20 protein-coding genes are annotated in these 18,882 nt (G+C 57.2%); 11 read left to right on the top strand and 9 right to left on the bottom strand.

Annotated elements, in window-relative coordinates:
- Window positions 1-276 precede the first annotated feature (276 nt).
- A complete protein-coding gene (locus VRY85_RS13280) occupies window positions 277-1,044 on the top strand; it encodes a carbonic anhydrase family protein (RefSeq protein ID WP_414599084.1) in 768 nt (255 codons plus the stop codon).
- 81 nt (window positions 1,045-1,125) lie between these two features.
- Here VRY85_RS13280 and VRY85_RS13285 read toward each other — a convergent pair whose 3' ends face one another.
- The 4 genes from VRY85_RS13285 to VRY85_RS13300 all read right to left on the bottom strand — a co-directional run bounded on the left by VRY85_RS13285 (window position 1,126) and on the right by VRY85_RS13300 (window position 3,135).
- On the bottom strand, window positions 1,126-1,314 hold the full coding sequence (locus VRY85_RS13285; RefSeq protein WP_414599085.1) for a hypothetical protein: 189 nt from the start codon (window positions 1,312-1,314) through the stop codon (window positions 1,126-1,128).
- 232 nt (window positions 1,315-1,546) lie between these two features.
- Entirely contained in the window at window positions 1,547-2,092 is a 546-nt protein-coding gene (locus tag VRY85_RS13290; RefSeq protein WP_414599086.1) for a copper chaperone PCu(A)C, read from the bottom strand.
- 8 nt (window positions 2,093-2,100) lie between these two features.
- A complete protein-coding gene (locus VRY85_RS13295) occupies window positions 2,101-2,607 on the bottom strand; it encodes a copper chaperone PCu(A)C (RefSeq protein WP_414599087.1) in 507 nt (168 codons plus the stop codon).
- Window positions 2,608-2,751: 144 nt separating this feature from the next.
- Window positions 2,752-3,135 carry a DUF2946 family protein gene (locus VRY85_RS13300; RefSeq protein ID WP_414599088.1) on the bottom strand — a complete coding sequence of 128 codons (384 nt, stop codon included), beginning with the start codon at window positions 3,133-3,135 and terminating at the stop codon, window positions 2,752-2,754.
- A gap of 177 nt (window positions 3,136-3,312) precedes the next feature.
- Here VRY85_RS13300 and VRY85_RS13305 point away from each other — a divergent pair, with 177 nt between their 5' ends.
- From VRY85_RS13305 to VRY85_RS13320, 4 genes are all read left to right on the top strand, one after another.
- Window positions 3,313-4,242 (top strand): NAD(P)-dependent oxidoreductase, encoded by a 930-nt coding sequence (locus VRY85_RS13305; protein WP_414599089.1) that lies wholly within the window; start codon window positions 3,313-3,315, stop codon window positions 4,240-4,242.
- Window positions 4,243-4,363: 121 nt separating this feature from the next.
- Window positions 4,364-5,263: a pirin family protein gene (locus VRY85_RS13310; RefSeq protein WP_414599090.1), complete on the top strand. Its 900-nt coding sequence runs from the start codon at window positions 4,364-4,366 to the stop codon at window positions 5,261-5,263.
- A 32-nt stretch (window positions 5,264-5,295) separates the two neighbouring features.
- Window positions 5,296-7,023 carry an AAA family ATPase gene (locus VRY85_RS13315; RefSeq protein WP_414599091.1) on the top strand — a complete coding sequence of 576 codons (1,728 nt, stop codon included), beginning with the start codon at window positions 5,296-5,298 and terminating at the stop codon, window positions 7,021-7,023.
- Window positions 7,024-7,079: 56 nt separating this feature from the next.
- On the top strand, window positions 7,080-7,622 hold the full coding sequence (locus VRY85_RS13320) for a DUF924 family protein (protein ID WP_414599092.1): 543 nt from the start codon (window positions 7,080-7,082) through the stop codon (window positions 7,620-7,622).
- Window positions 7,623-7,693: 71 nt separating this feature from the next.
- Here the strand turns inward: VRY85_RS13320 and VRY85_RS13325 are convergent, their stop codons facing one another.
- From VRY85_RS13325 to VRY85_RS13340, 4 genes are all read right to left on the bottom strand, one after another.
- Entirely contained in the window at window positions 7,694-9,367 is a 1,674-nt protein-coding gene (locus tag VRY85_RS13325) for a methyl-accepting chemotaxis protein (RefSeq protein ID WP_414599093.1), read from the bottom strand.
- Window positions 9,368-9,582: 215 nt separating this feature from the next.
- Window positions 9,583-9,849 carry an I78 family peptidase inhibitor gene (locus VRY85_RS13330; protein WP_414599094.1) on the bottom strand — a complete coding sequence of 89 codons (267 nt, stop codon included), beginning with the start codon at window positions 9,847-9,849 and terminating at the stop codon, window positions 9,583-9,585.
- 20 nt (window positions 9,850-9,869) lie between these two features.
- Window positions 9,870-11,072, bottom strand: coding sequence for a PQQ-dependent sugar dehydrogenase (locus tag VRY85_RS13335; protein WP_414599095.1), 1,203 nt, complete (start codon window positions 11,070-11,072; stop codon window positions 9,870-9,872).
- 67 nt (window positions 11,073-11,139) lie between these two features.
- Entirely contained in the window at window positions 11,140-11,670 is a 531-nt protein-coding gene (locus VRY85_RS13340) for a hypothetical protein (protein ID WP_414599096.1), read from the bottom strand.
- Between the two features lie 152 nt (window positions 11,671-11,822).
- Between VRY85_RS13340 and VRY85_RS13345 the strand changes: the two genes are divergently transcribed.
- The 6 genes from VRY85_RS13345 to VRY85_RS13370 all read left to right on the top strand — a co-directional run bounded on the left by VRY85_RS13345 (window position 11,823) and on the right by VRY85_RS13370 (window position 18,038).
- Window positions 11,823-13,391, top strand: a complete 1,569-nt coding sequence (locus tag VRY85_RS13345) for an ABC transporter substrate-binding protein (protein ID WP_414599097.1) — start codon at window positions 11,823-11,825, stop codon at window positions 13,389-13,391.
- Between the two features lie 16 nt (window positions 13,392-13,407).
- A complete protein-coding gene (locus tag VRY85_RS13350) occupies window positions 13,408-14,388 on the top strand; it encodes an ABC transporter permease (protein WP_414599098.1) in 981 nt (326 codons plus the stop codon).
- Complete coding sequence (locus VRY85_RS13355) at window positions 14,388-15,302, top strand: ABC transporter permease (RefSeq protein WP_414599099.1); 915 nt, start codon at window positions 14,388-14,390, stop codon at window positions 15,300-15,302. Before VRY85_RS13350 ends, VRY85_RS13355 begins: the two co-directional genes overlap by 1 nt.
- Before the next feature lies 1 nt (window position 15,303).
- Complete coding sequence (locus VRY85_RS13360; RefSeq protein WP_414599100.1) at window positions 15,304-16,293, top strand: ABC transporter ATP-binding protein; 990 nt, start codon at window positions 15,304-15,306, stop codon at window positions 16,291-16,293.
- A complete protein-coding gene (locus VRY85_RS13365) occupies window positions 16,290-17,291 on the top strand; it encodes an ABC transporter ATP-binding protein (RefSeq protein ID WP_414599101.1) in 1,002 nt (333 codons plus the stop codon). The genes VRY85_RS13360 and VRY85_RS13365 overlap by 4 nt, the downstream gene beginning before the upstream one ends.
- A 123-nt stretch (window positions 17,292-17,414) precedes the next feature.
- Window positions 17,415-18,038 carry an FMN-dependent NADH-azoreductase gene (locus VRY85_RS13370; RefSeq protein ID WP_414599102.1) on the top strand — a complete coding sequence of 208 codons (624 nt, stop codon included), beginning with the start codon at window positions 17,415-17,417 and terminating at the stop codon, window positions 18,036-18,038.
- Window positions 18,039-18,164: 126 nt separating this feature from the next.
- Here the strand turns inward: VRY85_RS13370 and ribA are convergent, their stop codons facing one another.
- Window positions 18,165-18,845 carry a GTP cyclohydrolase II gene (ribA, locus tag VRY85_RS13375; RefSeq protein ID WP_414599103.1) on the bottom strand — a complete coding sequence of 227 codons (681 nt, stop codon included), beginning with the start codon at window positions 18,843-18,845 and terminating at the stop codon, window positions 18,165-18,167.
- Between the last annotated feature and the right edge of the window lie 37 nt (window positions 18,846-18,882).

The raw sequence follows: 18,882 nt of genomic DNA on the forward strand, positions 1-18,882 counted from the left end.
TGCGGCGGCATCAATTTCCTGACGGCTTGTTCTTTGAATTCTGGGCTGTAACTGGGCACTTCTTCACTCCGACCGCTCCCTCAAATATTAACGAAAAACGAGCGGACATCTATTGTGACGCAGGGGGTTCCTTGCCCAAGTGAAGAACTCCGCCGCAATTGCAGGTTTTCAGCTACGGCGGATACAGAAAGATTAGAATCTAAGCATTCAGAATACGCCAGTCTAATCAGCCCGGCGTCTGCCATCGGTTTTCACCCCGTCACAAAAAGGACAGCCATGATTACTGTCAACAACTGCTGCACCAAGGGTTCTCCGCAAAACAATGACAGGCGCAAATGGCTGAAAACCGGCCTTACCACAGGCTCTGTCATCTTCGGGGCTTCTCTTCTTCCGCTTCCCCTGTTGGCTGCTTCATTGACGCGGCAGCAGCGCGACGCCATGACGCCTGCTCAGGTGCTGGATATGCTGCGGGAAGGCAATGCCCGGTTTCGCAGCGGCAAGATGCGTTCGCATGATTTCCTTGCGCAAAAGCGGGCGACTGCGGGCGGACAGTTCCCCGCTGCTGTCGTTCTTAGCTGCATAGATTCGCGCACGCCTCCCGAAATCCTGTTCGATACTGGCCTGGGTGACACCTTTGGCGCACGAATGGCTGGAAATATCGCCACCGGCGAACTTATCGGCAGCATGGAGTTCGCCTGCGCAGTAGCGGGGGCCAAGCTGGTGTTGATCATGGGCCATACGGCCTGCGGCGCTGTTGCGGGCGCCATCGACAATGTGCAGCTGGGCAACCTCAGCGGTTTGCTGGAATTCATACAGCCCGCAGTGGGCCTGACTCAATATGAGGGTGAGAGAACAACGGCCAATCTTGATTTCGTCAATGCGGTGGCGCGCACCAATGTGATCCGCAACATTGGCCTGGTGCGCGACCAAAGCCCCTTGCTGGCCGAGTTGGAACGCGGGGGAGATATCAGCATCGCAGGCGCCATGTACGACCTCAACAGCGGCGTGGTGACCTTCCTGGAGGGCCTGGAGGCGACCAGTTGAATATGATCTGAGAAACGCCAGGCTGCGGAGGCGCCCCCTTGCCCGCCCTTTGAGCCCTTGCGGAATACGCGGGGGCGAACCTCAGTTGGCCGAGGTCACGCTATTCTGGATCTGCTGCCCCACGCTCTCGATCTGCTCTCCCAGACTTGAAGCCGCCTTGTCGATTTCCTTGCCGGCTTTTTCAGCCGGCCCTTCTTTTTCCTTGCACGCGGCAAGCCCCAAGGCCAGGGGCAGAACGAATACGGCGGCGATGATTTTTCTTGGTGACATGGCGATACGCTCTTGCAGTTGATGACACTCTGATGCGGCCAGGGAGAAATCATACACCGACCGCCATGGGGCCAGCCCCTGCGTGACTCATCCGCCACAATACGGCCCCTGCCGTGCCATATATTCAAATTTGCCTGGCTTGGCCCCGCCCCCCCGAGGCATGCAGGCGGGGAAGTGGCGAGGCCGACGCACAGGCTGGTGGTGATTGAGACAGGCGCAGGGTCGGCGCGCGCTATTGCAAAGTGCCTGGCGGACGCACGTCGCACTGGGCTGTGAAGGCGCTCAAGCCTTCGCCCTCGAACCATAGCGTGATGGGCCGCCGAGAGCCGATTTCCAGATCAAAATCGGCCTGCTCCAGCATGACATGATGACCGCGCGGGGCAAACTCGAAACCGCCGCCCGCGGGTACCACGACCTCATCCACATGAACCATGGTCGCCATGCCATTGCTTTCAGCATGGGTGTGCAACATGACTTTTCCAAAACCCTCGGCCTGGGCGCCCACCAGAACCACGTCTTTCGTTCCGGTATTCTGGATCTGGAAATAGGCGGCTGCAGGCAGGCGGTTGGGCAGGGCCCGTATCCAGCATTGGTTTACCGAAACGCCCTCGGGAGCGGGCGCCGCGTCTGGACTCGGGAAAGTCCGTGCCTCATGCCCGCCACCATGGTGATGATGAGCATGATGATCGTGAGCGCCGTGGCCCGAATGCGCGTGGGCCGTCGCAGCAAACAGTGTCGCTGCGCCGAATGCCACAGCCGTGATGGACTTACGCATCATCGTTCCCCTCAGTGCTTGGCCGCGCCATGGCCGCCATGGCCATGATCCGCATGCCCGTGACCATGCCCGCCTGCGCCGCTGGCCAGCGGCCGCACCGGCACCAAAAGCTCCAGCGAACTGCGCTTGCCATCAGCGCCTTCAAAACTCAAGGTCAGCGGCACCTGCACGCCTTCCTTCACCTGTTCATGCAGATTGATGAACATGATGTGGTAACCACCCGGCTTGAGTTCCACTGTCTGCCCTGCAGGCAGATCCAGACCAGGAATTTCGCGCATCTTCATGACATTGTTTTCCATTACCATTTCATGCACCTCGACATGCTCGGCCACGGGGGATTCCGCCGCGACCAGTCGCGTATCGGTTTCGGATGTCAATTTCATGAAGGCGCCCGTGCCGCTTTGCTGTGCGACCGTGGCGCGCACCCAGGGTTCGTCGACAACAATTTGAGCTTGCGCCGCTGAAGCGATAAACAGCGCAGAAACAGTGAAACCTGCCCATTTGAATAAGGTGGACATGGCGATCTCCTTTAATAAATCAAGCGACTAGAAAATAAAGCTGAAAGGGCGTGGCAGCGCCCTCTTCACGTAGCAATCGCCAACCGCCTGCGCACGCATTGACCCTAAGAGAGAAAGCCGGGCTATGGCTCAGGCGTACGGCGTTTACACACCTACCGGTGGCGCCCGCGAGCCCAAAGGCGGGCCCAGTGCGGGAAGCGGCGGCAGCGCTTGACGAGCTGCCGGAGACGCAACAGAGAGGAAAAGCGCCATGCCGGCTAGCGCCAGCGTGGCCTGACCGGGAATCAGCTTATGCGCAACATTCAGACCGAATGGGCAGGTGTCGCCGCCGTAATGCTGATCGGAAGATGACTTTTCAGAACCATCAAGATCAAGCTGAACGACGACTGTGCCACCCATGGAGCACAGGGTGATAGCGAAGGGCGTATCGCGCTCGCCGGAGAGATCGGGCATGTAGCCCACAGGGATGACGGCCCGGCACAAAAACGAAAAAGCTGTCAGGCAAAACAGAATTTGCCAGACGGCCATGCGTTTACACCAGAAGTTCTTGCGACGGGCGAACATGAGGCAAATTGTAGGGCAGATGTCTAGCGCTGTGGACGTCGTGCCAAACAACTTTTTGATCTTTGTTTATTGGAAACCTTGTCAGTGCCCCAAATCCGATAGAATCAACTGACACGCCTCACTTTTACACTGACACCCAAAATGACAAATAAGAAAAAAACCATTGGTCTTATCGGTTGCGGGCTGATGGGCTCCGGCATTGCCACCAGCCTGCTGCGCAATGGCTACCCCCTTTGCATTCTTGAGCATGAAGGGAATCAACCCCTGGACGCTCTGAAGGCAGCAGGCGCAAGTACAGTTGCCGACACACCCACGCTTGTGGGCCAGGTTGAGGTTGTCATTCTGTGCGTAACGGGTACACCTCAAGTGGAAGCCGTGCTGTTCGGCCAAGAAGGCGTGCTACGGGGGCTACAACCCGGGACCATAGTGATTGACTGCTCTACTGCGATTCCTTCATCAACTCTGCGCATTGCCGCAGCGGTCCAGCAGGCCGGTGGCCGGTTTCTTGATGCCGCCATGACGCGCACCCCAAAAGAAGCGGCTGAAGGTCGCCTTAACCTGATTGTGGGTGGTGCGCCCGAAGACTATCTAGATAGTTTGCCGTTATTACAGGCCTATGCAGAAGTCATTGTGCATGCCGGCCCTGTGGGTGCGGGGCACCAAATGAAGCTGCTGCACAACTATGTCTCACTGGGTTTTTCCGCCGTACTAGCCGAAGCCGCAGCGCTGGCCCGTGTCAGCGGCGCCGACCCCGGCCTGTTCTGTGATGTACTGGCTGCCGGTGGCGGCGGTGGCGTGGTTCTGGAACGGCTGCGGCCCTACATAGAAAACGGCGATACTGAGAATTTCCGTTTTTCCACTGCCAATGCTTTAAAAGACTTGGAATACTACTGCGCCATGGCCGAAAGCCTGGAAGGCAGCCACGGCGTCGCGCAGGCGGTACGCAACCTGTATGCCGACGCCTGCGCGGCGGGGTTGGAGCAAGCACCGGTACCACAGGTTATCGAGCACCTAACTGGCCAAAACCAGCCTGCCACCGCCGTTAACGATCACAACAAAAATGGGATTTAGAAGAGCAATGCAACGCCAAAATCCCATTTTTGGAACTCAACTCTCCGGATAACAGCCTTCCTTCGTTGCCAAGATGGGATTAGAGTGGGGTCATACTTAAATAATCCACTCAAAGATCAATATGAACTCACCTCTCTCAATTCAGATGGAAACCGTGGTGCAATCACGTGATATCGAGCGTCTGGTGGAAGGCGTGGCGACCTCCGATGGCGCAGGCGTCAAGTTGACCCGCGTACTGAGCCAGCCTCTACAGCAACGGCTGGATCCCTATCTGATGCTGGATGCTTTCGGTAGTGACCAACCGGACGATTACATCGCTGGCTTCCCTGACCACCCGCATCGCGGTTTCGAAACCATTACCTACATGATTGCTGGGCGCATGTTGCATCGGGACAGCGCCGGGCATGAAGGCCTGCTGGAGAGCGGCGGCGTGCAATGGATGGTGGCAGGCCGAGGTGTCATTCATTCAGAAATCCCGCAACAGGAAGAAGGCCTTATGCAAGGCTTCCAGCTATGGCTTAACCTGCCAGCCGCCGACAAGATGGCCGAGCCTTGGTATCGCGATATCCCTGCCGAAGAGCTCCCGAGTTTCGTCACCCCTGAAAACGTGACGGCCAGGGTTATCGCCGGGCGCAGCCACGGCATTGACGGCGCAGTGCAGCGGCCCGTTACCGAACCACTGTATTTGGATCTGTATTTTTCCCACGCCTCGCGCTTCCTGCAATCGCTACCATCCGAGCATAACGCCTTCCTGTATGTCTACGAGGGCGACGTACAAGTTAACGGTCGCACCGTCAAAGCGGGGCGCATGGGCATACTGTCTAACCACCCCGACGCCGACGGGGTGGTTATCGAAGGTCAGGCGGGTACCCGGGCACTGTTAATTGCAGGCAAACCATTAAAAGAACGCATTGTTCAATATGGGCCTTTCGTCATGAATTCCGAAGCTGAAATCCACCCGGCTTTCAGCGATTATCAGGCGGGGCATTTTTCTGGGGCCATAGCGGGCCGCGATACCTGACATGAACACGACACTCGACCGATAGGCGGAACATGCAGCAAAACACACAGGCAGAAATCATTCACTTCCTGAAATCGGCCACCGCCCATGACGCTGCGGCGCCTGTGCGAATTATTGAAACTCATATTTCAGTCGTTGTGCTACAAGGCGAACGGGCCTGGAAGCTGAAGCGCGCAATACAGCTGCCTTATGCGGATTTCTCCACGCCTGCACTGCGCCTAGATGCTTGCCAACGCGAGGTCGAGCTCAACCAGCGCACTGCCCCTTCTATCTATATCGGCGCCCGGCGCATCACCCGGCAGGGCAACGGTGAACTTGCATTTGATGGCCCGGGAGAGCTTGTCGATGCCGTGGTCGAAATGCACCGCTTCGATGATGACACCCTGTTTTCCAAGCTGGCTGCCAACGGCAGGCTGAATCGCCCTCTACTCACGGCCCTGGCGCGGGATATCGCCGCCTTCCATGAAAAGGCAGAGATCCGTCCAGGAGAAGGCGCAGCGAATATCGCCGCTATTCTTGCGCTTAACGAGCAATCCACGCAAATGGAGCAGGCTCTGGGCCAGGAGCCGGTACAAAAACTGAGATTGGCATTACGTACGGCACTGGAACACCATAGCCGGCGACTGGACGAGCGCGCCCTGGCAGGAAGGATTCGCCTGTGTCACGGCGACTTGCATCTGCGCAATCTGTGCTTGGTAGATGGCCGCCCCACCCTTTTCGATTGCATAGAGTTCAATGAAGCGCTGGCCACTATCGACGTGCTCTACGACCTGGCCTTTCTGCTGATGGACCTCTGGCACTCCGGCCTGCCCGCCGAAGCCAACTGGGTGATGAACCGTTACTTGGACGAAAGCGGCGACATTGGCGGCCTACCTTTGCTGCCCTTTTTCATGGCGCTGCGAGCCTCTATCCGGGCCCAAGTACTTGCCACCCAGGCAACTATGCCCGGTGAGCCACAGCGCAACGCCCTCACCGCCCAAGCACAGGCCTATCTGACACTGGCGTTAACACTGCTGCGGCCCGGCCGTGCGCAACTGTTGGCGATCGGCGGCCTGAGCGGCTCTGGAAAATCCACCTTGGCGGCCGCCATCGCCCACGAGATCCACCCTGCTCCCGGCGCCCGCATATGGGCCAGCGACCGCATTCGCAAACAGCAGGCCGGCGTTCCAGCGGAAACACGCCTTCCTCCGGAAAGCTACACCTTGGAGTCGTCCCAGCAGGTCTATAACGCTTTGTACGCATACACTCGGCAAACGCTGGAAGATGGCTATTCGGTTATTGCCGATGCGGTTTTCTCCCGCCCAGAGGAACGCCAGGCTATTGAACAATGCGCGGCGCAGACTGGTGTGGATTTTCAAGGCATTTGGCTGGAAACCGACCCGGCCACCTTGATTGCTCGCGTCCAAGCTCGCCAGAACGACCCATCCGACGCTACGGCAGACGTCGTGCAGGCGCAATTGCAACGAGACATCGGTCCTTTGACATGGGCTGCTATTCCAGCCGGCGATGCGGCAGGCCTTCATTCCCTGGCCGGCCTGAAAGACGTTTTACAACCTCCGCCCCCTTCCTGGGCCGATGCGCCTGCTGGCTGGAACTGGTTAGCTCAAGATGAAGACGGGCGCTGGTTCTGGTATGCCGTACAGCCTCAATTGGGCATGGCGGGTGGTATTTGGCGTTCGCCGCGACGTGCCCAGCAATTTGCTGCCCAAGGGCGGCCCAACCCTTTATGGTACGAAAGTTGTCGACAGCGACCGGCCTGAATCGGCAAGGCGCGCGCATAATCACGTAGTGAAGCTTGCTTTTCTTGAGGCGAACGATGAAAAAAACAGCAAAAGATGTGGTTGATTTTTGGGTGGACGCTGGCCCCGAGCGCTGGTTCCAGGGTGGAGCGGCATTCGACGCACAGTGCCGGGACAATTTTTACGAACTGCATATGGCCGCAGCTCGCGGCGAACTTGCTGGCTGGGCCGAAAATACTGAAGGCGCGCTGGCTTTGATACTGCTGCTCGACCAAATGCCCCGAAACATTTTCCGGGGTAATGCGCATGCTTATGCGACCGACCCTCTGGCCTTAAGCGTGGCACGCCAGGCCATAGAAGATGGCCACGATAAAAAATACGACATCGCCCTGCGCAGCTTTTTTTACCTGCCCTTCATGCACTCAGAAGCCCTGGCAGATCAAGAGCGTTGCGTCGCCCTTTTCAGCGTAATCCCAGAGTCAAGCTCAGGAACATGGGCGGTGCATCATTGCGAAATTATCCGCCGCTTCGGGCGTTTCCCCCATAGAAACCACCTACTGGGCCGTACCACGACAGCGGAAGAACACACTTGGCTGGAAGAAGGCGGTTTTCAAGGCTGAGATTTTTTACGCCTCAAAAAGCAAGGGCTGCCTGATTAGAGGCAGCCCTTTTTTAGCGTGGCAATGCTAGCTTAAGCCGGCAACCCCAGAGGTGGACGGGTACCGGGGACTTCAGGCGTGTCTTCGTAAGTATGTTGATATGACAAGCCTGCAGGCTCTTGTGCCAGGCGGAAAGCCGATACCAACGAAAGAAAGGTACTGGCTTCGCGCTGCAGCAATTCTGATGTATGCAGTGTGCTTTCCACCAGCATGGCATTGCGCTGCGTCGTGGAATCCATGTGATTGACCGCTTCGTTGATCTGCTGCAGACCCAGCGCCTGTTCCTTGCTGGCGTTGGCAATTTCACCGATCAGGGTTGTCATGTGACGGAAGCTTTCGACGATTTCATTCATGGCCACGCCCACTTCAGAGACTTCGTCAGAACCCTTGCGAATGCCATCAACAGATTCCTGAATAACTTGCTTAATTTCCTGAGCGGCGCTGGCACTGCGTTGAGCCAGGGCGCGGACTTCTCCAGCCACCACAGCGAAGCCTTTGCCTGCCTCGCCGGCCCTGGCCGCTTCAACCGCCGCGTTTAAGGCCAGGATATTGGTCTGGAAAGCAATGCCATCAATGATGTTGACGATTTCGCCGATCTTTTCAGAGGCTTGGCGAATTTCTTCCATCGTGGTGACAGCATTGTTGGTTACCGTACCGCCCCGCTCGGCCAGTTGCGAAGTCGCAATCGCCATCCGATTCACTTCAGCGGCATTATCGGCATTTTGCAACACGGTGCTATTGAGTTCTTCGCTGCCAGCCGAGGTCTGCTCAAGCGCAGCGGCTTGTTGTTCCGTACGGGCAGAAAGATCTTGCGTACCGTGAGCAACTTCGTCGGCAGCCGTAGAAACCGAATTGGCACCGCTGACAATACGCTGGATCAAACTGTTGAGGTGGTCGCGCATATTACGCATCTGGGTGATCAGAATGCCGATTTCATCGCGGCCGTTATCGTGATCTGCGTAGGAGAGGTCACCCGACGCAATAGCCTGTGCCGCATTGACGGCGCGCCCAAAACCGCGGCTCAAGCGTCTCATGCTGCAGAACATCAGGATAATACCCGGCAGGATGACAAACAGACCAACCAAGATGAAGATGAGCAAGGCCTGGTAGTAGCGGGCCTCGGCGTCGGAAACGGCTGCATCAGCCTTCATAATTTGGTATTGCTGCAAACTAACCAAAGCCGCCTGCAAAGCATCACCTTCTGTCCGACCTGCCACAAGGAAATCCTGCATGGAGTTCGGGCTGAAATCACCAGCGTGCACACGGTCAACAGCAGCCTTTACTTTTGCCAGCCAGGCACTCTGACGCTGTGAAATATCTCCGAGTAGCCGGCTTTCTTCGTCATCCAGCGGACGGGACCGTAAGACATTTTCATGCTCGCGCCACGCAGCCTCTGTTTTGGAATAAACGGAGGTATGATCGGAAATATCGTGCCCGTGCAGGGAATACAGTACACTTTCGGGGTCGTGCTGAAAGCTCAGCAACATATGCAACCGCAGGTTGTAATATTCCTGGCTCAGACGGCTGGCTTGTTCCGCTGCTGCCATGCGCTGAGAGTGCACGATATCCAGGCTGGAGCGAGCCTGATACAAGCCCCAACCCGAAGTGGCCATAACAGCCAGCATAGCCAAGCCATTGAAGATCATGACTGCCCAGACCCGGCGGGTCAGGCTCATATCGTTGAGACGGAAATTGAACAGCGACATGACTGGGTGGTTCTCCCGCGGATGAGATGAGTTGCGCTGAATAATAAAGCGCCACATAAAACAATATTTATAACATGGTTTTATGTTTTCTTTTCAATTAGTAACAATAAGCACAGTCAAAAAAGAAGGTGCCTAGCTTCTGATTTCCAAGGATGAAATCAGAAAAACTCAGGGACTCTGGGCAAGTCAAACGGGAGCAGGCGCTTAGCCTGCACTCAGCCGCAGTTAATACGCTCTATACGGCCTTTTTCGTTGATATGTACGTTCAGGCGATCGGCACGGTGATCCTGCGTAACCGCCATGCCCGGGCGTATGATGCGTGTGCCAGCTGGGAAACTGGAATTCTGGATGGCATCGGCCTGGAGGCCCACCATGGAAAGATAGTTTAATGAGCCGCAGCGGTCACTTTCAGCCTCGAACGGCATGGGCGACTGACAAGCCGCCACGAGTAGCACAAGAGGGATAGACAACAGATATCGCATGTGAAACTCCTTCTTCAGCGCTAAGGGCTGATGCGCAGCAAAGCGCCGTTGCTGCTGTCGGTCAACACATAAATATAACCGTCTGGGCCCTGGCGGACATCCCGAACCCGCTCGCCCAGTTCACCTAGCAAGCGCTCTTCCGCCACAATTTGGTCGCCCTCTAACTGCAAGCGGATGAGTTCTCTGTCTTTAAGCGCGCCGATAAATACACTGTTGCGCCATTGTGGAAACCGCCCGGCGCTATAAAAGGCCATGCCGGAAATGGCAGGCGACTCTTTCCATACATAATGCGGCGGCTCCATGCCCTTAACTTCAGCCCCCACCGCTTCGGGTATAGCAAACCCCGAATAATTGCTCCCGTGAGTGGCGATGGGCCAGCCATAGTTCAACCCAGCCTGGGGAATATTGATTTCATCACCACCCCGCGGGCCATGCTCGTGAACCCAAACCCGACCTGTCCAGGGGTTGAGGGCCGCGCCTTGCGGGTTGCGATGGCCGTAGCTCCAGATTTCCGGCAAAGCCTGAGGTTTCCCCACAAAAGGGTTGTCTTGCGGCACGCTGCCATCGGGCATTAGCCGCAGCAGCTTGCCCTGATGTTTGTCGAGATCTTGCGCTGTAGAGCGCTGGTTGTTTTCACCCAGGGCAATAAAAAAATACCCGGCCGGGTCGAAGACCAGCCGCGCGCCGAAATGAACACCCGAGGAGAGTTTGGGCTGTTGCCGGAAAATGACTTTGAAATCTTCTAGCGCCCGCCCATCGTCGGACAACCTGCCCACACCCACTGCTGTTCCTGCCCTGCCCGTGTCGTTGTCCTGTTCGGCGTAAGCCAAGTAGACAAGGCGGTTATCCGGGAAGCTCGGTGAAAGCGCCACATCAAGCAGGCCGCCCTGAGCGCGGGCATAAACGGCCGGCACGCCTTCAAGGGCGGGAGAAAGCTCGCCAGCACGCCATAAGCGTAAGCGCCCCGGCCTTTCTGTTATAAGCACGCCTTCATCATTGGGCAGGAATGCTAGCGCCCATGGGTGCTGCAGGCCTTCTAGCAAGGTTTCGACCTGCACCTTTGCCAACACTTTATGCGCACTAAGCGGTTTGTCGCTCGACTCACCATACGCCGGCCCGAAACAACTTAACGCCAGCGCCGCCAACGCCCCCACCACACAATGCTTAAAGCCTGTTCTGCCCTTTTCACCAACCAGCGCATTGCTAGCAAGCCTTGAACACATGCCGCGCTCCCGAATCCACCGTTGCCTTCATCATAAAGTGAATTGGTCTGGCAGACAGCCGGAACATTCAGACGCTGCGCACCTTCTCAACATGCGCCGCCGCCAGCACCTCCTCAACGGATTTGCACTGCCCTTCATCACGGGGGTGCATGACCAGAGACCAGCGCCCCGCCTTGGTGGCATTATCCACCGCCTGAATCACTACCTGATGATCGGGCCGGGCGGTAATCAGCCCGCCCAGCAGTAAACCGCCCACGATGGCAAACGCCACAATCGCGCCGGCGCTGTAATAGGGGGAAGACACGATGGCGGGAATCTCCAACACGTACAAAATGGCCCAAAGTACCAAGCCTGCCAATAACCCTATGGTTCCCAAGATCAGGTGGGCACGAATGGCGGTGCGCGCCACACCCTGGGTTTCGGGTTCGAGGCGGCGCTCAAAATCGGCTGCATGGGGGCGCACCACCCAAAGTTGGGTATTCTGTAAGTTGCTGACCCGCCTCAGTTCCGACGACACCCTTTCGAGTTCTTCTTGTGTATCGAAGAAACCTGCCAGCTTGGTGGTCGCCTTCTCGCCAAAAAGTGCTTGCCATGCCATGGTGTTCTCCTGCAGATTGATTCCTGCTGATATAGGCAAGCAGCATGCCGACACACACGCGCAAAGCCGCAAGATTGGTATAAACATATGCTTGACCGCTTCAGCGCATCTTCCTATATTCCTTGAATTGAACCCGTTTTAAGGATTCGCTCATGCGCCGTACGCTACTTGCCACTGCTGTGGCCGCCAGTTTCTTCTTGCCAATGGCCGCTCAGGCCAAACCTTTTCATTGGGCGAGTCAGGGCGACATCCTGACCCTTGATCCACACGCTCAGAACGAAGGCCTGACCATTGCTGGTTCCAGTTATGTCTACGAACCCCTGGTGCAGTACAACGAAACCTTCGAAATCAGCCCAGGGCTGGCAACCGCGTGGGAACAAACCTCACCCACTGTGTGGCGTTTTACCCTGCGCGAAAACGTCAAGTTCCATGACGGCACGCCCTTTGAAGCCGACGACGTCGTGTTCTCCATCCAGCGCGCCATGGCGCCCACGTCCAACTTCAAAGCCTATGTGAACGGCATCAAAGACGTCCGAGCCGACGGCCATGCCATCGAAATCGAAACCGACGGCCCTCACCCCGTACTGCTGCGCCAGCTAACCAACGTGTTCATCATGAACCGTGATTGGGCTGAAAAGCACAATGCCACAGCCCCTCAGGATTTTTCTAAAAAGGAAGAAACCTATTCAGCGCGCAACACAAACGGCACAGGCCCCTACAAGCTGGTTTCCCGTGAAGTAGATGTGCGTACGGTGTACGAAGAGAACCCCGAATGGTGGGGCAAAGCCAATAAGAAAGGTAACGTCACTCGCATTACCTATACCCCCATCCAGCAAAGCGCCACCCGTACGGCCGCCCTGCTGTCGGGCGAAATCGACTTCATTCTCGACCCTGCCGCGCAAGACCTTGACCGCCTGCGTCAACAAGCCAAGGTGGTGGAAGGCAACGAATATCGCACGATTTACATCGGCCTTGATCAGTCCAGCCCCGAACTGAAGTATTCCACCATCAAGGGCGCCAACCCCTTTGCCGATGTCCGCGTGCGCGAAGCCCTGTACCGCGCCATCGATGTCGAAGCCCTTAAAAAAGCCGTCATGCGCGGCCTCTCGGCCCCGACCGGAACCATGATCGCACCTCAGGTCAATGGCTGGACGGAAGAGCTCGCCAAGCGCGTACCCTACGACCCGGAACGCGCCAAAGAACTCCTCAAGGAAGCCGGTTACGCCGACAACCTTAATTTCACACTCGACTGCCCCAACAACCGCTACATCAACGACGAAGCCATCTGCCAGGCCATTGTCGCCATGTGGGCGCGGGTGGGCGTCAAGGCCCAGCTGAACGCCATGCCGCGCGCCACTTACTTCCCCAAGGTGCAAAGCTACGACAGCAGCGCCTACCTGTTCGGCTGGGGCGTGCCCACCTTCGACGCGCTCTATACGCTGCAAAGCCTGATCCGCAGCAAGGGTGAAGGCGCCGACGGTTCCTTCAACTTCGGCAACTACAGCAATGCGGAAGTCGATGCCCTGATCGACCAGATCAAGACGGAAACCGATGACGCCAAGCGCACCGAAGCCATCCACAAGGTTCTGGAAATCCACGCCAGCGAATTCGGTCACATCCCCCTGCACGATCAGGTCATTCCATGGGCCATGCGCAAAAACGTGAACGTGGTGCACAAGGCGGACAACCGCCTTACCGCAGAATGGGTCACCATCGACTGACCAGCGCTGATCCTCCATGGCTTTTTTCATTCTGCGCCGGCTGCTTCAGGCAGTCGGCGTCATGCTTTCGGTTGCGCTGATCGCCTTTGCCCTGTTCCAGTATGTTGGCGACCCGGTCACCATCATGCTGGGACAGGACGCCACACAACAAGATCGCGCCGAATTACGTCAACAGCTAGGGTTGGACCAACCCGCCCCCGTACAATTTGCTCGTTTTGTGAGCAATGCCGTACAAGGCGATTTCGGCCTGTCTCTGCGCCAGGGCCAGAAAGTGTCCTCCCTGCTAGCGGACCGCCTACCCGCCACAATTGAGTTGTCCGTGGCAGCAGCCGCGCTCGCACTTATCGTTGGCCTGCCGCTCGGTGTCTATACGGCCCTGAACCGCAAGGGGCGGCTTTCGCAGCTAATACTGGCCCTTTCGCTATTGGGCGTATCGCTGCCGACTTTCCTCATCGGTATTCTGCTCATTCTCGTATTTGCCGTCATGCTTGGGTGGCTACCCAGTTATGGCCGCGGCGAAACCGTTGATTTGGGCTGGTGGAGTACCGGGCTGCTAACCGCCAGCGGCTGGAAGCATCTCATTCTTCCGGCCATTACGCTGTCGCTGTTTCAGCTCACCCTGATTTTGCGCTTGGTACGTTCCGAAATGCTGGAAGTCTTGCGACAGGACTACATCAAGTTTGCCCGCGCACGCGGGCTGTCGCGACGTGCCATCCATTTTGGCCATGCGCTCAAGAATACCCTGGTGCCAGTCATCACCATTACCGGCCTCCAACTGGGCGGCATCATCGCTTTTTCCATCGTCACCGAAACTGTTTTTCAGTGGCCGGGCATGGGCCTGCTATTCATTCAGGCAGTGCAATTCGCCGACGTTCCTGTCATGGCGGCTTATTTGTGCCTGATCGCCCTGATCTTCGTCGTGATCAATCTCATGGTAGACATGCTGTACTTCGTGGTTGACCCGCGCCTGCGCATCACGCGCAAGGGAGCCCTCTAATGAGCAGTTTCCTCTCCAAGAGCTGGGATAGTGATCTGGCCTACGCTTGGCGCACCTCAGGCGTCGCCATGGCAGCCAGCATCACCTTACTGTTGCTACTCATTGGCGCTCTGGGTGCAACCTGGGTGGCTCCGCATAACCCGTTCGACCTTGCCACCATTAACCTGATCGACGCGTTGACGCCACCCGTTTGGATGGAAGGCGGCAACCCCCTGTACCTGCTGGGTACTGACAGCCAGGGGCGCGACCTCTATTCGTCACTGCTTTACGGCATGCGGGTCTCGCTACTTATCGGCCTAGCCTCGGTGGCCATTGCCATGCTGATCGGCATCATCCTTGGCTTGGTGTCTGGTTACGTCGGGGGCCGCCTGGACGCCTTCATCATGCGGGTAGCCGATGTACAGCTTTCTTTTCCCGCCATTCTGATCGCTCTGCTCATCGACGGCGTCGTGCGGGCAGCTGTACCCTCCGACCTACATGCCAATATTGCTTTTCCAGTACTGGTGGGCGCGATCGCCCTCGCCGGCTGGCCTCAGTATGCCCGCACAGTACGAGGTTCCACACTGGTAGAGAAAAACCGCGAATATGTGCAGGCCGCACGAGTGACTGGAGTATCTTCAGTATCCATTTTGTTCCAGCACGTACTGCCCAATGTGCTTGGCCCTGTGCTGGTGTTGGCCACGGTTCACGTTGCCACCGCCATCATCACGGAGGCCACACTCTCTTTTCTTGGCGTCGGCGTACCGCCCACCTCGCCATCATTGGGCACGCTGATCCGCGTCGGCAACGACTTCCTGTTTTCTGGTGAATGGTGGATCACCATCTTCCCCGGTGTAGCGCTTGTGTTGCTGGTGTTGTCAGTGAACCTGCTGGGCGACTGGCTGCGGGACGCCCTGAATCCACGGTTGAACTGATATGCCTGATTCCACCCCTCTATTGGAAGTTCGTAACCTGCGCGTCGAATTCCCTACCCGCAAAGGCGTGCTAACCGCGCTAGATGATGTCTCCTTTCGGATCAACAAAGGTGAAATTCTCGGTGTGGTGGGCGAATCGGGCGCAGGGAAATCCCTGACCGGCGCCTCGATTATTGGTTTGCTCGAGCCCCCCGGCCGCATCGCCTCCGGGGAAATTCTTCTGGACGGGCGACGGATCGACCACCTTGGCGAAGACGCCATGCGCCGCATACGTGGCAAGGAAATCGGCGCCATTTTTCAAGACCCGCTCACCTCGCTCAACCCTCTCTATACGGTTGGCCAGCAGTTAGTCGAAACCATTGTCACCCATCTGCCGCTCAACCCAGCACAGGCGCGGCAACGCGCCATTGAACTACTGGAATCCACCGGCATTCCAGCTGCACGCGAGCGCATCGACCACTACCCCCACCAGTTTTCCGGTGGTATGCGCCAACGCGTTGTCATTGCACTGGCCCTGGCTGCAGAACCACGCCTTATCGTGGCCGACGAACCCACAACAGCGTTAGATGTTTCCATCCAGGCCCAAATCATCGACCTGCTCAAATCCCTATGCCATGAGCATGGTGCCGCCGTCATGCTGATTACTCACGACATGGGGGTTATCGCGGAAACCGCTGACCGCGTGGCGGTGATGTATGCCGGTCGAATCGCTGAAATTGGCCCGGTTAATCGCGTTATCCAGGCGCCTCAGCACCCTTATACCCGGGGCCTGATGGGTTCCATCCCCTCCATTCACAGCAAAGCCGAAATGCTTACGCAGATCGACGGCAGCATGCCGCGCTTGAATGCTATTCCCCAAGGCTGTGCGTTCAACCCGCGCTGCCCCCAGCGCATGCCACGCTGTACACAAGAACGCCCTGACCCCATGCCTGCCGGTGATGCCTTGGCCGCCTGTTGGCTTTACGATGCCAGTACGGAGGCCCAGCCATGAGCACGGACCGCACTTTCGTGAAAGTAGAAGATGCCAGTTGCTGGTTCGATGTCTCACCACCCTGGCTGGAGCGCGTGGTTAAACGCCGCCCTCGTGTTCAGCTTAAAGCTGTCAATGGCGTATCTTTCAGTTTAGTAAAGGGGGAAACCTTAGCTCTGGTGGGTGAATCGGGCTGTGGGAAGTCCACTGTCGCCCGCATGCTGGTGGGGCTTTACGAGCCTACCAGCGGAAATATTGAATTTGATGGTCAGCCGATCAGCATGCTGCGCAGTCGTGAAGGTCAGAAATTACGGCAGCGCCTGCAGATGATTTTCCAAGACCCTTATGCCAGCCTTAACCCACGCTGGCGGGTAGCCCGGATTATTGCCGAACCCTTGAAAGTTCACGGCAAATTGAACCAGGCAGAACGCGACGCCCGAGTCGACGAACTGCTGGAACAAGTCGGCTTGTCGCCATCCGACCGCAACCGCTATCCGCATCAATTCTCGGGCGGCCAGCGCCAACGCATTTCCATCGCCCGCGCCCTGGCCGCGCGGCCCGAGTTCCTGGTGTGCGACGAACCCACATCAGCCTTGGATGTCTCCGTGCAGGCACAGGTGCTGAACCTGATGAAGCAGCTGCAACGCGAGCTATCCCTGACTTACCTGTTTATTTCTCATAACCTGGCCGTCGTCCACCACGTGGCGGATCGTGTCGCCGTCATGTATTTGGGGAAAATAGTTGAACTGGCCAGCCGCGACGAACTGTTCGAGCGGCCCCGCCACCCCTACACCCGCATGCTGCTATCGGCTATTCCCGACACCTCTGGGACAGGTAAACGGCGTATCCCGGTGGCAGGCGAAGTGCCTAACCCGCTCAACCCACCGCAAGGCTGCCCTTTCCACCCGCGCTGCCCATATGCGCGCGATATCTGTCGCGAGCACATGCCGGCCACCTTACCAGACGGCCCCACACACGTTGCGTGCCACGGCATTGAGCAAGGATTCGCTCGAGAATAAGTCGTCACCGCCCTATTGTTCCGAATATGGAATATTTATTGATCAATACAGCTATTTATCAAACATTATAGAACGACGAAAATAGCGATATTGTCATTCAAAAAACATTTTCCGGAGCACTGTATGAAACTCTTGCACGTCGATTCCAGCATTAATGGCGCCGCGTCCGTCTCTCGTGGCCTCACTCGCCAAGTCGTGGAGCAATGGCTGGCAGGCCACCCTGACACTGAAGTCGAGTACCTTGACCTGGCCGTTGATACACCCACACACTTTTCTGCCGACGCCTTAGGCATTCGCCGCCCCAACAGCGACAACATCAGCGAAGCCGAGCAGCGCGAAAACGCACTGTCGGAAACCCTGGTTTCGCAATTTCTGGCAGCCGACGTCATCGTGGTCGGCGCGCCCCTGTACAACTTCTCCATCCCCAGCCAATTAAAAGCTTGGATTGATCGTTTGGCTCAGGCGGGGCGCACCTTCCGCTACACCGAAAACGGGCCTGAGGGCTTGGCCACAGGAAAAACCGTTATTGCAGTGCTGTCGCGCGGTGGTGTGTACTCCACATCGGAAGCCGGCCAGGCCATGGAGCACCAAGAAAGCTATCTGAAAACTGTATTCGGTTTCTTTGGCATTACCGATATTCGCATTGTGCGCGCCGAGGGCACAGACCTGGGCGCCGACAGCCGTGAATCAGCCCTGCGCAATGCAGCTGAAGAAATCAGTGCACTTACGGAAGCGGTTGCCGCCTGACCCATCATTCCGAGGCTGAAAACGAAAAATGCGCGTGCGTTCTCATAGAATGCAGCCGCGCATTTTTCATATCCCTCTGAGCCGCAAGCTAAGCCTCGACATAGCCGGCACCGCAAGCTCCTTGACCTAATCCTTGATCTTCTCTTTCAGCCAGTGCCCCAGCTTAGCGGCCTTGGTGCTGAGGTAGCCTTCGTTATAAGGGTTACGATTCACCTGAATTGGCACCCGCTCGCTAACAGCCACCCCGATTTTTTCCATGGCCGTCACCTTACGCGGGTTATTTGTCATAAGACGCAAGCTCTTCACGCCAAAATAACGCAGCATCGGCTGGCAGAGATCGTAGCGGCGCATATCAGCCGGAAAGCCCAGCTGCTCATTCGCTTCTACTGTGTCAGCGCCGGCATCCTGCAACTGATAGGCGCGAATCTTGTTCACCAGGCCAATCCCGCGCCCTTCTTGCCGCAGATACAGCACCATACCCCGGCCTTCATCGGCAATGCGGCGCAAAGCGGTTTCTAACTGGGCGCCGCAATCGCAGCGCTGGCTGAACAGGCCATCGCCTGTCAGGCATTCAGAATGCACACGCGCCAGTACGGGAGCATCGCTGCCAAGGTCACCCAAGACGATGGCAAGATGCTCTTTGCCGCTGGCAGGGTCAACGAAAGCGTGCAACTGAAACTCGGCCCAGGGTGTGGGCAATCGGCAGGCGGCGACATGATCAAGCTGATAACTGACGGGAGTGTTGGCGGCTGTAGCGCCGAGGATAACTTCCGTTTCGCCCGCAACGGCGCCGGGCTTTGGCGACATGGATGACCTCTGGATAAGATGAAATGCTTAATAGCAG

Source organism: Achromobacter sp. F4_2707 (assembly GCF_047501535.1).
In the GTDB taxonomy this organism is placed as follows: Bacteria; Pseudomonadota; Gammaproteobacteria; order Burkholderiales; family Burkholderiaceae_B; genus Yanghanlia.

Coding starts and splice junctions, on each gene's coding strand:
- VRY85_RS13280 (WP_414599084.1), top strand. CDS start 277: ATGATTACTGTCAACAACTGCTGCACCAAGGGTTCTCCGCAAAACAAT.
- VRY85_RS13285 (WP_414599085.1), bottom strand. CDS start 1,314: ATGTCACCAAGAAAAATCATCGCCGCCGTATTCGTTCTGCCCCTGGCC.
- VRY85_RS13290 (WP_414599086.1), bottom strand. CDS start 2,092: ATGATGCGTAAGTCCATCACGGCTGTGGCATTCGGCGCAGCGACACTG.
- VRY85_RS13295 (WP_414599087.1), bottom strand. CDS start 2,607: ATGTCCACCTTATTCAAATGGGCAGGTTTCACTGTTTCTGCGCTGTTT.
- VRY85_RS13300 (WP_414599088.1), bottom strand. CDS start 3,135: ATGGCCGTCTGGCAAATTCTGTTTTGCCTGACAGCTTTTTCGTTTTTG.
- VRY85_RS13305 (WP_414599089.1), top strand. CDS start 3,313: ATGACAAATAAGAAAAAAACCATTGGTCTTATCGGTTGCGGGCTGATG.
- VRY85_RS13310 (WP_414599090.1), top strand. CDS start 4,364: ATGAACTCACCTCTCTCAATTCAGATGGAAACCGTGGTGCAATCACGT.
- VRY85_RS13315 (WP_414599091.1), top strand. CDS start 5,296: ATGCAGCAAAACACACAGGCAGAAATCATTCACTTCCTGAAATCGGCC.
- VRY85_RS13320 (WP_414599092.1), top strand. CDS start 7,080: ATGAAAAAAACAGCAAAAGATGTGGTTGATTTTTGGGTGGACGCTGGC.
- VRY85_RS13325 (WP_414599093.1), bottom strand. CDS start 9,367: ATGTCGCTGTTCAATTTCCGTCTCAACGATATGAGCCTGACCCGCCGG.
- VRY85_RS13330 (WP_414599094.1), bottom strand. CDS start 9,849: ATGCGATATCTGTTGTCTATCCCTCTTGTGCTACTCGTGGCGGCTTGT.
- VRY85_RS13335 (WP_414599095.1), bottom strand. CDS start 11,072: ATGTGTTCAAGGCTTGCTAGCAATGCGCTGGTTGGTGAAAAGGGCAGA.
- VRY85_RS13340 (WP_414599096.1), bottom strand. CDS start 11,670: ATGGCATGGCAAGCACTTTTTGGCGAGAAGGCGACCACCAAGCTGGCA.
- VRY85_RS13345 (WP_414599097.1), top strand. CDS start 11,823: ATGCGCCGTACGCTACTTGCCACTGCTGTGGCCGCCAGTTTCTTCTTG.
- VRY85_RS13350 (WP_414599098.1), top strand. CDS start 13,408: ATGGCTTTTTTCATTCTGCGCCGGCTGCTTCAGGCAGTCGGCGTCATG.
- VRY85_RS13355 (WP_414599099.1), top strand. CDS start 14,388: ATGAGCAGTTTCCTCTCCAAGAGCTGGGATAGTGATCTGGCCTACGCT.
- VRY85_RS13360 (WP_414599100.1), top strand. CDS start 15,304: ATGCCTGATTCCACCCCTCTATTGGAAGTTCGTAACCTGCGCGTCGAA.
- VRY85_RS13365 (WP_414599101.1), top strand. CDS start 16,290: ATGAGCACGGACCGCACTTTCGTGAAAGTAGAAGATGCCAGTTGCTGG.
- VRY85_RS13370 (WP_414599102.1), top strand. CDS start 17,415: ATGAAACTCTTGCACGTCGATTCCAGCATTAATGGCGCCGCGTCCGTC.
- ribA (WP_414599103.1), bottom strand. CDS start 18,845: ATGTCGCCAAAGCCCGGCGCCGTTGCGGGCGAAACGGAAGTTATCCTC.